Here is a 12309-nt window from a genome sequence, read left to right on the forward strand (position 1 = left end):
GACAGCCCATCCGCTTCGGCGCCGAAGGATCCAAGGGCGTCGTACGCGACCGGGCCACCGGCGACCTCAAGATCGTCACCGTCACGGCCGACAACGAGGCCGACGTCCTCGTCCACGACGCCCACGCCACCTCCCCCACCACCGCGTTCGCGCTCTCCCGCCTCGCCGACCCCGACACCCTGCACAACACCCCCATCGGCGTCCTGCGCTCCGTCGACCGGCCCGTCTACGACACCCTCATGACCGACCAGCTCGACACCGCCGTCGAACAGCACGGCAAGGGCGACCTCGCCGCACTCCTCACCGGCGGCGACACCTGGACCGTCGTGGGCTGAACACCCACCGACGGCCGAAACGAGGCCCGGGTGCTCTACGGCGTCCGGGTCTCGTCGTACGCCTGCCGGGCGGCGAGGACGTCGGCCATGCGCTTCTCGGTCCACAGCGCCAGGTCGCGCACCTGCTCGGCCGCCTCGCGGCCCAGGTCGGTGAGGGAGTAGTCGACGCGGGGCGGGATGACCGGCTTGGCGTCGCGGTGGACCATGCCGTCGCGCTCCAGGGTCTGGAGGGTCTGGGTGAGCATCTTCTCGCTGACCCTGCCGATCGCCCGGCGCAGTTCGCTGAAGCGGTACGGCCGCTCCAGCAACCGGATCAGCACCAGCACGCCCCAGCGGCTGGTCACATGCTCCAGGACCAGCCGGTGCGGGCACATCGCCTCGGCTTCGCCCCGTCGTCCACCATCACTTACCGCCATGCCAGTACCTTACTCCAAAGTGGGTACTTTCCATTAGTTAGCGCAACTCCTAGGGTGAGTGGCATACCCGCAAACGCGTCCCCACAGGAGTTCTGCATCATGAGCATCGTCATCACCGGCGCCACCGGAAACCTCGGCCGTCACGTCGTGGAACAGCTGCTGGAGAAGGTCCCGGCCGAGCAGGTCACCGCCGTCGTCCGCAACGCGGAGAAGGCGTCGGACCTCGCCGAGCGAGGGGTGCGGATCGCGGTCGCCGACTACAACGCCCCCGAGACCTTCGACGGCCTGTTCACGGCCGGCGACAAGGTCCTGCTGATCTCCGGCAACGAGTTCGACAAGGGCCGGGTGGGCCAGCACCGGGTCGTCATCGACGCCGCGAAGGCCGCGGGTGTCGCCCTGCTCGCGTACACCAGCGCCCCCGGCCCCCTGACCGCCGCGCTCGCCGACGACCACCGCGGCACCGAGGAGGCACTGCTGGGCTCGGGCGTGCCGTACGCGCTGCTGCGCAACGGCTGGTACCACGAGAACTACACCGAGAACCTCGCCCCGGTGCTGGAGCACGACGCGGTCCTCGCCGCCGCCGGTGAGGGCCGCATCTCCTCCGCCTCGCGGGCCGACTACGCGGCCGCCGCCGTCGCCGTACTGACCGGCGAGGGGCACGAGAACAAGACGTACGAGCTGGGCGGCGACGAGGCGTGGAGCTTCGCCGAGTACGCGGCCGAGCTGAGCCGGCAGACCGGCAAGGAGATCGTCTACAACCCGGTCACCGTCGAGGCGCTCACCGGAATCCTGGCCGGCGCCGGCGTGCCCGCGCCGGTGGCCGCCGTCCTCGCGGGTGTGGACGCCTCGATCGAGAAGGGAGAGCTCGTGGTCGACAGCGGCGACCTGTCCCGGCTGGCCGGCCGCCCGACCACCCCGCTCGCCGAGGCCGTGGCCGCCGCGCTCAAGGGCTGACCCGGAGGGCCGTCGCCCCTGCCACCCCCGCACGTCATGACCGTATGCCGGTACGGACATGACACGCGAGGGTGTCCGGCGTTACCGTCGTCCGGCGGGCATCGCGCGCGGGCCTCGCGGAGGACAGGGCACGCATCGGACACGAAGGAGGGCCCCGTGACCGGGAAGTCGGCCGCAGAGCGGCGCACAGGACTGCTGAACGGCTTCGCGGCGTACGGGATGTGGGGGCTCGTCCCACTGTTCTGGCCCCTGCTCAAGCCCTCGGGAGCGGTGGAGATCCTGGCCCACCGGATGGTCTGGTCACTGTTCTTCGTGGGCGCCGCCCTGCTCTTCATACGCCGCTGGGCCTGGCTCGGCGAGCTGCTGCGGCAGCCGCGCAGGCTGGCGCTGGTCACGGTCGCCGCGGCGGTCATCACCGTGAACTGGGGCGTCTACATCTGGGCCGTGAACTCGGGCCACGTCGTCGAGGCCTCCCTCGGCTACTTCATCAACCCGCTGGTCACCATCGCGATGGGCGTGCTCCTGCTGAAGGAGCGCCTGCGGCCCGTGCAGTGGGCGGCGGTCGGGGTCGGCGCCGCGGCCGTGGTCGTCCTCACCGTCGGTTACGGCCAGCCGCCGTGGATCTCGCTCTGCCTCGCCTTCTCCTTCGCCACCTACGGGCTGGTGAAGAAGAAGGTCGACCTCGGTGGCGTCGAGTCACTGGCCGCCGAGAGCGCGATCCAGTTCCTGCCCGCACTCGGCTACCTGGTGTGGCTGGGCGCCCGGGGCGACGCCACCTTCGGCACCGAGGGGACGGGACACGCGCTGCTGCTCGTCGCCGCCGGGATCGTCACCGCGCTGCCCCTGGCGTGCTTCGGCGCGGCCGCCATCCGTGTGCCCCTGTCCACACTGGGGCTGCTGCAGTACATGACGCCGGTCTTCCAGTTCCTGCTCGGCGTCCTCTACTTCAAGGAGGCCATGCCGCCCGAGCGCTGGGCCGGTTTCACGCTGGTGTGGCTGGCGCTCGTCCTCCTCACCTGGAACGCGCTGCGCACCGCCCGCCGGACCGCCCGTGCGCTCACCGGGAAGACCGGCGCGCCGGCCGGCACGGTGAGCGCGGCGGCCCACGACGGGAGCGGACCCGTCGCGGCCGAGGCGGATCAGCTGGAGGCCCGGCGGTAGAGCCGGTCGTTGTCAGCGGGAAGCCCTATAACTGGTCCCATGACGCAGACACCGACACCGGCCGCCCCCGTGCACTGGAAGGTCGTCATCGACGCGGCCGACCCGCACGCGCAGGCCGACTTCTGGGCCGCCGCGCTCCGGTACGTGGTGGAGGACAACAGCGCGCTCATCGAAAGACTGCTGGGCGCGGGCGCCGTCCCCACCGGGCTGACCGTCGAGTCCCACGGCCGCCGGGCGTGGCGCGACCTGACGGCGGTACGGCACCCCGACGACCCGTACGACGAGGAGAGCGGCACCGGCCGTGGACGGCGGCTGCTGTTCCAGCGCGTACCGGAGGAGAAGACGGTCAAGAACCGGCTGCATCTCGATCTGCACCCCGGTCCGGGGCGCCGCGAGGAGGAGCTCGCACGGCTGGAGGGGCTCGGCGCGCGTGTGCTGCGGCGGGTGGAGGAGCCTTCCGGAGGATGGCTCCTGATGGCGGACCCGGAAGGCAATGAGTTCTGTCTGCATTAGGGGTTTCGCCTGATTTTCCCCTGGGGCAGCGGCTTCTCAGGGCTGCTGTGCGCGGGCGCGTTCGGTCAGCCGGCCCATGCGGGCGCGGGCGGACTCCAGTTCCTCGATCTCGTCGGCGGCGGGCCCGTCCTCGGCGGTGAGCCCGGTCCACAGGGTGATCAGCTCGTGCCCGAGCTCCAGTCCGAGCAGCGGGTCGCGCACCGCGCGCCATGCGGTCGCCGCGCTGCGGACGTTGCCGTAGGCGGCCTCCGCGTCCCCCGCGCGGCGGCAGATCACGGCGAGGTCGAGGGAGATCCGGAAGGCGCGCAGCGGCTCACCGGCCAGGTAGGCGATGTACGCGGCGAGTTCACGCAGCCGCAGCACCTCCGGGTGTTCCGGCCCCAGGGTTCCCGAGGCCTCCGCGACGGTCTCCTCGGCCAGCCGGGCCGCCGCGTCGATCCTGCCCGTCCGGACGGCGTCGTTGACCCGGGCCATGGGTTCGGCGAGGTGGCTCTCGCCGACGGCGGCGGGTTCGTCACCGAGCACCGCCTCCGCCACCGCGTCGAAACCACGGGGCGGGGTGGGCTTGGGGTCGGGGTCGAACGCGGGCTCGGGTGCGGCTTCGTGCGCCTGGGGCCGGTCGGGGCGCGGCCTCGCGTCCATGGGCGGGGGCGGGCCGAACTCGCCCGTCGGGGGCGCGACCGTGCCGGGCGGCGTGATCTCCGCCGACCCGGGGACGGCCCGCAGCTCGAACGTCGGTACGGCGTCCCGGGGAGCCTCCGACTCGGGGACGGGGCGCAGCTCGAAGGTGGGGGCGGCGTCCCGCAGGGGCGCCGGTTCGGGTACGGGACGCAGAAGGTGCGTCGGCCGGTCCTGGCCGGAGGACTCCTGCGCCGCTCCCGTCAGGACCGGCTGCGCCGTGAAGTGGCTGGAGCCGTCCGGGTCGACCCGGAGCGGGACGACACAGCCGATGCGTTCGTCGTGCACGATGGCGAGGACGGCGTGACCGGAGGCGATGGCGATGCGGTGGAGGCGGTTCAGCACCGCCTGCTGGATCTCCTCGCCGGGCCCGGCGATCACCGTCACCCCGCCGACCGACGCCCCGCCCGTACCCGCCCCGCCCACGGGGACATGGACGTCGATCGGCGCTGCCGCAAGGTTCGCCGCATGTGCGGCCTGCTGCTGTTCCCGCTTCTTCTCGCGGCTGAGTCGAGACATCGTTCCCTCATTCGGGTCGTACACCTGTTGTCGAGTCTGTCCGCTCGCTCGCGCCTCTCACGTCACCGCGTTGTCACAGGCTCGTCCCAACGGCCGTCCGCGCCGGTTCCCCGTCCGTCCGGCGGCATGAAGATCGAGGTGGCGAGCAGGAGAGGGGACATGGGACAGGGACCGGAGATCTGGATCCGAGGGCCGGTGACGATACCGGAGACGGCCCCGCCGGAGCCCGCCCACGCCCGGGCGACGGCCCGCCGCTTCTCCTGGGTCGGCCTGCACGGCGGCGCGGGCGTCTCCACGCTCGCCGCGGTCTACGGCGGTCATGACAGCGGACGTGCCTGGCCCGGCCCCGCCGGTCCGCCTTCGGTGCTGCTCGTCGCCCGGACCCACGCGGCCGGCCTGGACGCCGTGGTCCCGGCGGTGGACATGGTCCGGCGCGGCGAGGCGCCGCGGGGACTCGACCTGAACGCGGTGGTCCTGGTGGCGGACGCGCCGGGACGGTTGCCGCGCCCCCTCGCCCAACGGATCCGGCTCGTCGAGTCGGTGATCGACGTGTACCGCGTGCCGTGGGTGAACGAGTGGCGGCTGGGCGACCTGGCCGGCCGGCCGCCCCGCGAGACGGAGCCGCTGGCCCGTCTGACGGGCGCGATGCGCTGAGCGGGGACCGTGCGGAGGAGATCGCTTCCGCCGTGCGCGGACGGAGACTGCGGGCCGTGGACGTGGTCACGGAGGCGCTGGAGCGGATCGAGCGGGCCGATCCGGGACTGTGCGCGTTCCTCGAGGTGTGGGGTGAGGAGGCGCTGCGGCGGGCCGGCGAGGTGGACACGCGGGTCGCCGCCGGGCAGCGGCTGCCGCTGGCCGGGGTGCCGGTCGCGGTCAAGGGGCGGCACGGACTGCGCACGGCGGTCCCGCTGCTCGCGGCCGGCTGTGTCGCGGTGGGCGCCACCTCGGTGCCCGGCCCGGGTACTCCCTGGCAGACCTGGGGGTTCGGGGCGCACGGCCGTACCGTCAACCCGTGGCGGGCGGACCGTACGCCGGGCGGCTCCTCGGCCGGGGCGGCGGTGGCGGTGGCGGCCGGGCTGGTGCCGCTGGCGACGGGCGGCGACGGCGCGGGCTCGGTGCGGATCCCGGCGGCGTGGTGCGGGGTCGTCGGGCTGAAGGTCACGGGCGGCCGGCTCCCCTCGGCCGACCGCACAGGGCTCGCGGCGCCCGGGGTCCTGACCCGCACGGCCGCGGACGCGGCGGCCTGGTGGCGGGTGGTGTCGGGGCGGCCCGCCGCGGCCGGGATCCCCGCGGCCTTCCCCGTCGCCGCCTCCTGGTCCCCCGACCTCGGCTTCGCCGGTCCCGACGCGGAACCCGTCGCTCTGGCCCGGGCGGCGGTGGACCGGCTGGTCGACACCGGGGTCGTACGGCTCGTACGGCCCTCGTCGCCGCCGGAGCTCCTCGACCCCGGCCCGGCATGGCTGGCCCTGCGCACCCCCGGTGCCGATCTGACCGGGGCCCACCGCGTCCGGGCGGAGAACGACCGGCGTCTGGACCGCCTCCTCGCCGGCACCGGGCTACTGCTCACCCCCACAGCACCCACCGCACCGCACGGCCACGAGGGCCCAGGTGACGTCTACTCGACCGCGCTCACCTGGGCGTTCAACGTCAGCGGGCACCCCGCGCTGAGCATCCCGGCCGGGTTCGGCGCCGACGGCTGCCCGGCGGGGCTCCAGCTGGTGGCACCGCGCGGGCGGGAGGAGCTGCTGCTCGCCGTGGCACGGGAGGCGGAGCGTCGCGGGGCGGCCGTCTGAACCTCCTTGGACATTTAGTTGTATGCGCATATGATGCAAGAGCCTGCAATTGGCGTACGCCGAGCATCTGGAGATGACCATGGCCCGCCGTTTTCTCTTCGTCCTGGGCAGCGCCCGCCCCGACGGCAACACCGAACTGCTGGCCCGCCGGGCCGCCGAACAGCTGCCCCCGGACGTGGAGCAGCAGTGGATCGACCTCACCGGCCACCCCCTGCCCGACTTCGAGGACCTGCGCCACGACAGCGACCACGTCCGCCCCACCGAGGGCCCGGTGGCCCGGCTCCTGGACGCCACCCTCGCGGCGACGGACGTGGTGATCGCCTCACCGCTGTACTGGTACTCGGTGTCCGCGCAGACCAAGCGCTACCTGGACCACTGGTCGGGCTGGCTGCGCACCCCCGGCCTGGACTTCAAGGCGGCCATGGCGGGGCGCACCCTGTGGGGCGTCACGGCGCTCGCGCACGAGGAGCCGGAGGTCGCCGGCCCGCTGGTCGGCACGCTGAACAACTCGGCGGCGTACATGGGGATGCGCTTCGGCGGGGTGCTGCTCGGCAACGGCAGCAGGCCGGGTGACGTGCTGAGGGACGCGGAGGCGCTGGCGCGGGCCAAGACGTTCTTCGCGCAGGACGCGCCGCTCGCCCGCTTCCCCTACGAGGCCGGCTGATCCCGGCGACGCCTCACCAGCCGAGCTGTGCCTCGCCCAGGACCTCGCTGCCGATGTGGGCGGCGAGCTTCCGGGCTCGGTCAAGATCGCCGCTCTTGGTCACATGGACGAAGACGGTGTGCTCCTCGGTCCACTTGTCGTACTGGGCCGTATCGCCGTGGAGCATGACCTGGACCCCGTCATAGTTCCAATGCCCGTACGAGTCCGTCTCGGGGTCGTCCGGCCAACGGCCGTTCCACTCGATGGAGGCCATGCCGTCGCCCAGGGCCGCCAGGAATCTCTCCTCGACGTCCCCGCGCTCGACGTCCTCGCTGAAGGACAACGGCAGGTGGGTCCGCAGTTCGGCGTCGTCCAGCGTCGTCACGTCGAGGCCGAAGAAGAGGCTCTCACCCGTTACCGGGTCCTTGCGGGTGTCCACGTAGTCGAAGTCATCCGCGGGGACGAGTACGGTCATCCGCCTCACCTCACGCGGCGTGCGCATCTCGGCGAAGAGCCGGATCCGGTCGTTGATGTGCTCCAGCAGCGCGCACAGCCGCTTGGCCTGCCGGTACGCCTCGGCCGCGTCGGTGGTCCGCAGGACGGGGCACGCCCGTGAGTTGCCCATGGGCCGAACCGTCACACGCCCCGGCCCGCCCATGCCACCACTTTTCCTACGCGGTGATGTCCTTCGCCGTGAACCGCGCCCAGGCCGCCGAGCCGAAGACGGCCGCGTAGAGCGCCTGGAGGCCGAGGTTCTTCGTCAGGTCCTCCCAGTAGACCGGTTCGCGCATCAGGTCGGCGAAGGACAGCCAGTAGTGGGAGAACAGGTAGGGGTGCAGGACGTGCAGCTGCGGGATCTGGTCGACGATCTGGACCGTGATCAGCAGCCCGACCGTGGTCGCCATCGCCGCGATACCGCTGTTGGTCAGCGTCGAGACGAACAGGCCGAGCGCCGCCACCCCGATCAGCGACACGGCGACGACCAGGGCGATCAGCAGGGCTCTGGCCAGACCCTCGGAGAAGCTGATCCGGGTGCCCGAGATGGTCGTGAGATCGCCCAGCGGGAACAGCAGCGCGCCGGTGATCAGGGCCGACACGGCGACCACGAGCGTGGCGACCAGGCAGAAGGCCATGACCGTCGCGTACTTGGTGAGCAGCAGGCGGCTGCGGCCCGCGGGGGCGACCAGGAGGTAGCGCAGGGTGCCGGCGTTCGCCTCGCCGGCGATGGCGTCGCCCGCGACGACCCCGATCGCCATGGGCAGGAAGAACGGCAGCGTGGCGGCGAGCGCGGTGAAGACCAGGAACAGGCCGTTGTTGGTGATCTGCGAGATGAACGCCGGTCCTCCCCCGCCGCCACCGGCCGAGGAGCCGTCACCGGTCTCGATCCGTACGGCGATGCCGACCAGGACCGGTACGGCCGCCAGCACCCCGAGCAGGGCGAGGGTGCGCCAGCGCCGGAAAGTGGTGAGCAGCTCGCTGCGGAACAGTCCGAGGGTCCACAGCGGGCTCACCCTCCGCACCGCTTCAGCCTGCGACATCGAAGCCCTCCCCGGTCAGCGCCATGAACGCGTCCTCCAGCGAGGCCCGTTCGGCCCCGAAGCCGCGTACCCGGACGCCTGCCGTCACCAGCGCCGCGTTCACCTCGGCGAGGTCGCGCTCGGGCACCTCGCCGGTCACCTGTTCCTCGGCCACGACGACATCGGCGACCCCCTGCTCCTTCAGCACCCGGGCCGCGTCCGCCGGGTCGGGTGTGGTCACCACCAGCCGGCCCCGGGCGCCCGCGGCCAGGTCGGCCACCGGGCCCTGGGTGATCAGCCGGCCCCGGGCCATCACGGCGACGTGGGTGCACACCTGCTCGATCTCGTCGAGCAGGTGGGAGGAGAGGAAGACAGTGGTGCCGTCCGAGGCCAACTCGCGCACCAGCGTGCGGATCTCCCGCATGCCCTGCGGGTCGAGTCCGTTGGTCGGCTCGTCCAGGACGAGCAGCCGGCGCGGCTGGAGCAGGGCGGCCGCGAGGCCGAGGCGCTGCTTCATGCCGAGGGAGTACGCCTTCGCCTTCTTGCCGGCCGCGGCCGTGAGGCCCACCCGGTCCAGGGCGGCGGCGACGCGTGTGCGCCGGGTGCGCGGGTCGGCGGTCGGGTCGGCGGCGTCGTAGCGCAGGAGGTTGTCCCGGCCGGAGAGGAAGCCGTACAGGGCCGGGCCCTCGATGAGGGCGCCGACGTGGGGCAGCACGGCGCGCGCGGAGCGCGGCACGGGGCGCCCCAGGACGTGCGCCGTGCCGGAGGTCGGCTCGATCAGGCCCATCAGCATGCGGATGGTGGTGGTCTTGCCGGAGCCGTTGGGGCCGAGGAAGCCGAAGACGCTGCCCGCCGGGACGGTCAGGTGCAGACCGTCGACGGCGAGCTGTCCGCCGCGGTAGCGCTTGGTGAGCGCACGGGTGGCGATGACGACACCGTCACCCGTGTGCGCGCCGTCCGGCTCCTCGGCGGACGCGTTGCCCATCGGTTCCCTCGTTCCCTGTCACGTCGTAAGGTCCCGGGGCCCTACTTCCCCGCGTCGGCCGCCTTCACGAGCGCGTCCTTGGTGACGGCGCCCGCGTAGACCTTGCCGTCCTCGGTGATCAGGGCGTTCACCAGGCGGGTGCTGAACACCGTGCCGGTGCCGAAGTCGCCCTCGACCCGGTCGCCGAGCGAGCCGAGGAAGCCGCCGAGGTCACCGCCGGCCTCGCCGGTGGGCAGGCCGCCCTCGGCGCCGGTGTCGAAGGTGGCGATGGAGTTCCAGCCCTCGCCGAGCATCTTCAGCCCGTCGAGGCCCTTGCCCAGGTCCTCCTCGGGCTTCGGCCCCTTCTCCGGCTTCCCGGAGTGCTCCCGGCCCTGGTCGAGTTCGCCGTCCTCGGTCACCTCGGCGCCCTTGGGCGGGGTGAACTCGAACGTCGAGGCGGCCGGCCGGTCGAAGCCGACCTTGGTGAAGCCGACGTCCACGACGGCCGCGCCGCCGCTCGACGGGGTGAGGGTGAACTTCAGCGGCATACCGGTCTCGTGGTCGACCGCGATGCTGATCGCGCCGACCGTGGAGCCGGACTGCCTGGGCTTGACGACCAGCTTGTACGCGTCCCGGCCGGCCACCTGCGCGGTGCCGTCGACGGTCACGGACGTGGTGTCGTCGACCGACTTCAGCGCCTCCTCGGCGAAGTCCTTCGGGGTGGCCGGGGGCTGCTGCTCCCGGTCCTCGCCGGACTCGTCGACCGTGCCGTGGTAGACCTCGTTGGACGCGCTGTCGTAGCCCCAGACGTCCTTGCCGTTGTGGATCAGGCTGTACTCGGCGGCGTTCTCCAGGAGCGACACCTTCTGCCGGTCCGGGCCGTCGGCCGCGACGCGCAGGGTGTGCGTGCCGGACGCCAGCTCGGTGAGCTTGGCGGACGGGTCGGCCGAGGAGCCGCCGTCCTCGCCCTGTCCCATCGCACCGGACGCGAGGCCGCTCTCCAGGCCGCCGAGGTTCGGCAGACCGAGGTCCGTGGTGATCTTCACGGTGCCGGACAGCTGCTCGACGTCCGACTGCGCGATCTTCTCTATCAGCTGCGCGGCGGTGATCTCCGGCAGGTCGGGGTCGCCGGAGTCGGCGAGCGCGGGGACGAGACCGATGGTCGCGGCCGCCAGTCCCATCACGGTGACCGGGACGACGTACCGCGCGGCCCTGCGCCGTCGCGTGCGCGGCTCGTCGGCCTCCCCCTCGGTCGTCATGTCTTCGGATTCGTACGGTGCCATGTGTGCCCTACCTCCGTGGTCGGCGGCGGCTTGTCGTCTCGTGACCTCGCACCAGTCTCACCCTGAGCCGCCATTCTCACCCGAATCGGTGAGAAGTGGTGTTGTCCGTCGTGGTCCATCCGACCAAATCCGGCGGGCGGAATCGTCAGACCCCGGACGCAACTCCACGTACTGCTGGGGTATGACACGGAGGGCGGTTTCCTCCCCCGACCAGTAGGGGTCGCAGGGGAGTTCGGGCCGGCTCAGCCCGCGCGGTGCACCACCGCGTCGCACAGCTGCACGAGCGCCGTCTTCGCCTCGCACTCCCGCAGCGGGGCCAGCACCGCGCGTGCCTCCTCGGCGTAGCGCACGGTGTCCCGGCGGGCCTGCTCCAGCGCGGGGTGGACGCGCAGCAGCCGCAGCGCCTCGGCGTGCCGGGCGTCGTCGGTGAGGTCGGAGTCGAGCAGCTCGCACAGGGCGATGTCGTCGGCAAGACCCAGCCGGGCCGTCCGTTCGCGCAGCCGCAGCACGGGCAGGGTGGCGATGCCCTCGCGCAGGTCGGTGCCGGGGGTCTTGCCGGACTCGTGGGAGTCGGAGGCGATGTCCAGGACGTCGTCGGCGAGCTGGAAGGCGACGCCGAGCCGCTCGCCGTACTGGGTCAGCACGTCCACGACCGTCTCGTCGGCGCCGGACATCATCGCGCCGAACCGGCAGGCGACGGCGACCAGCGAGCCGGTCTTGCCGCCGAGCACGTCCAGGTAGTGGTCGACCGGGTCGCGGCCGTCCTGCGGTCCCGCGGTCTCCAGGATCTGCCCGGTGACCAGCCGCTCGAACGCCTCGGCCTGCACCCGCACGGCCTCCGGGCCGAGGTCGGCCAGGATGTGCGAGGCCCGGGCGAAGAGGAAGTCGCCGGTGAGGACCGCGACGGAGTTGCCCCAGCGGGCGTTCGCGCTGTCGACGCCGCGCCGCACCTCGGCCTCGTCCATCACGTCGTCGTGGTACAGCGTGGCCAGATGGGTGAGCTCCACGACCACGGCCGAGGGCACGACACCGGGCGCGTAGGGGTCGCCGAACTGGGCGGCGAGCATCACGAGCAGCGGGCGGAACCGCTTGCCGCCGGCCCGCACCAGGTGCTGGGCGGCTCCCGTGATGAAGGGGACCTCACTCTTGGTGGCCTCGAGCAGCCCTTCCTCGACAGCCGTCATTCCGGCCTGGACATCGGCTTCCAGAGCCTGGTCCCGCACGCTCAGCCCGAACGGCCCGACGACGGTCACGAGGGGTCTCCTGTCTGCTGGTGTCCACTGGCGGTTACACGGAATGTCGATAGGTCGCTGCCATCACTCAAGTCAGCGTATCCGGTCATGTTTCGATCACCGCCAGCGCCCGGGGTTACGGGCAGGGCGATACGGGATCAGGAGCGGAGTGCTTTTGATCGGCTGATCACAACGGACATTCCCCGACTTTCCCCGACGCGGCGATCCACTCCTCACCCCGGCTCCCGGCCCGCCTCCCGGGCCCCACCTCGTCACGCGAACCATCCTGCCCGCCCCGACG

General features: G+C 72.5%; 13 protein-coding genes and 1 pseudogene. 7 read left to right on the forward strand and 7 right to left on the reverse strand.

Translation table 11 applies throughout. The annotated features are described in order from the left end of the window. A pseudogene (locus tag ACH4VX_RS23865) lies at positions 1-335 on the forward strand (2-oxoacid:ferredoxin oxidoreductase subunit beta); the annotation flags it as partial. A gap of 35 nt (positions 336-370) precedes the next feature. Here the strand turns inward: ACH4VX_RS23865 and ACH4VX_RS23870 are convergent. Then, positions 371-751 carry a winged helix-turn-helix transcriptional regulator gene (locus ACH4VX_RS23870; protein ID WP_398369896.1) on the reverse strand — a complete coding sequence of 127 codons (381 nt, stop codon included), beginning with the start codon at positions 749-751 and terminating at the stop codon, positions 371-373. 99 nt (positions 752-850) lie between these two features. On the opposite strand from ACH4VX_RS23870, the gene ACH4VX_RS23875 reads away from it, so the two are divergent. The 3 genes from ACH4VX_RS23875 to ACH4VX_RS23885 all read left to right on the forward strand — a co-directional run bounded on the left by ACH4VX_RS23875 (position 851) and on the right by ACH4VX_RS23885 (position 3379). Then, positions 851-1705: an SDR family oxidoreductase gene (locus ACH4VX_RS23875; RefSeq protein ID WP_398369898.1), complete on the forward strand. Its 855-nt coding sequence runs from the start codon at positions 851-853 to the stop codon at positions 1703-1705. Positions 1706-1861: 156 nt separating this feature from the next. Beyond that, entirely contained in the window at positions 1862-2866 is a 1005-nt protein-coding gene (rarD, locus tag ACH4VX_RS23880; RefSeq protein ID WP_398369900.1) for an EamA family transporter RarD, read from the forward strand. A gap of 39 nt (positions 2867-2905) precedes the next feature. Continuing rightward, positions 2906-3379: a VOC family protein gene (locus ACH4VX_RS23885; RefSeq protein ID WP_398369901.1), complete on the forward strand. Its 474-nt coding sequence runs from the start codon at positions 2906-2908 to the stop codon at positions 3377-3379. Positions 3380-3415: 36 nt separating this feature from the next. On the opposite strand, the gene ACH4VX_RS23890 is transcribed toward ACH4VX_RS23885, so the two are convergent. Continuing rightward, the gene (locus tag ACH4VX_RS23890) at positions 3416-4576 is read right to left on the reverse strand and encodes a tetratricopeptide repeat protein (RefSeq protein WP_398369903.1); all 1161 of its coding nucleotides are present in this window, start codon (positions 4574-4576) and stop codon (positions 3416-3418) included. Between the two features lie 159 nt (positions 4577-4735). On the opposite strand from ACH4VX_RS23890, the gene ACH4VX_RS23895 reads away from it, so the two are divergent. The 3 genes from ACH4VX_RS23895 (at position 4736) to ACH4VX_RS23905 (ending at position 7033) form a co-directional block, all read left to right on the forward strand. Next, on the forward strand, positions 4736-5230 hold the full coding sequence (locus ACH4VX_RS23895) for a DUF6668 family protein (RefSeq protein ID WP_398369904.1): 495 nt from the start codon (positions 4736-4738) through the stop codon (positions 5228-5230). Continuing rightward, positions 5227-6369 carry an amidase gene (locus ACH4VX_RS23900; RefSeq protein ID WP_398370169.1) on the forward strand — a complete coding sequence of 381 codons (1143 nt, stop codon included), beginning with the start codon at positions 5227-5229 and terminating at the stop codon, positions 6367-6369. Before ACH4VX_RS23895 ends, ACH4VX_RS23900 begins: the two co-directional genes overlap by 4 nt. Positions 6370-6448: 79 nt before the next feature. Then, the gene (locus tag ACH4VX_RS23905) at positions 6449-7033 is read left to right on the forward strand and encodes a flavodoxin family protein (RefSeq protein ID WP_398370170.1); all 585 of its coding nucleotides are present in this window, start codon (positions 6449-6451) and stop codon (positions 7031-7033) included. Positions 7034-7046: 13 nt separating this feature from the next. Here the strand turns inward: ACH4VX_RS23905 and ACH4VX_RS23910 are convergent, their stop codons facing one another. From ACH4VX_RS23910 to ACH4VX_RS23930, 5 genes are all read right to left on the reverse strand, one after another. Further along, the gene (locus tag ACH4VX_RS23910; protein WP_398369906.1) at positions 7047-7637 is read right to left on the reverse strand and encodes a hypothetical protein; all 591 of its coding nucleotides are present in this window, start codon (positions 7635-7637) and stop codon (positions 7047-7049) included. A 46-nt stretch (positions 7638-7683) separates the two neighbouring features. Then, a complete protein-coding gene (locus ACH4VX_RS23915; protein ID WP_398369908.1) occupies positions 7684-8550 on the reverse strand; it encodes an ABC transporter permease in 867 nt (288 codons plus the stop codon). Next, entirely contained in the window at positions 8537-9514 is a 978-nt protein-coding gene (locus ACH4VX_RS23920) for an ATP-binding cassette domain-containing protein (RefSeq protein ID WP_398369910.1), read from the reverse strand. Before ACH4VX_RS23920 ends, ACH4VX_RS23915 begins: the two co-directional genes overlap by 14 nt. A gap of 41 nt (positions 9515-9555) precedes the next feature. Continuing rightward, positions 9556-10776 (reverse strand): outer membrane lipoprotein carrier protein LolA, encoded by a 1221-nt coding sequence (locus tag ACH4VX_RS23925; RefSeq protein WP_398369912.1) that lies wholly within the window; start codon positions 10774-10776, stop codon positions 9556-9558. Between the two features lie 242 nt (positions 10777-11018). Then, positions 11019-12029 (reverse strand): polyprenyl synthetase family protein, encoded by a 1011-nt coding sequence (locus ACH4VX_RS23930; RefSeq protein WP_398369914.1) that lies wholly within the window; start codon positions 12027-12029, stop codon positions 11019-11021. Positions 12030-12309: the final 280 nt, after the last annotated feature.

Source organism: Streptomyces sp. NPDC020731 (genome assembly GCF_044334705.1).
In the GTDB taxonomy this organism is placed as follows: Bacteria; Actinomycetota; Actinomycetes; order Streptomycetales; family Streptomycetaceae; genus Streptomyces.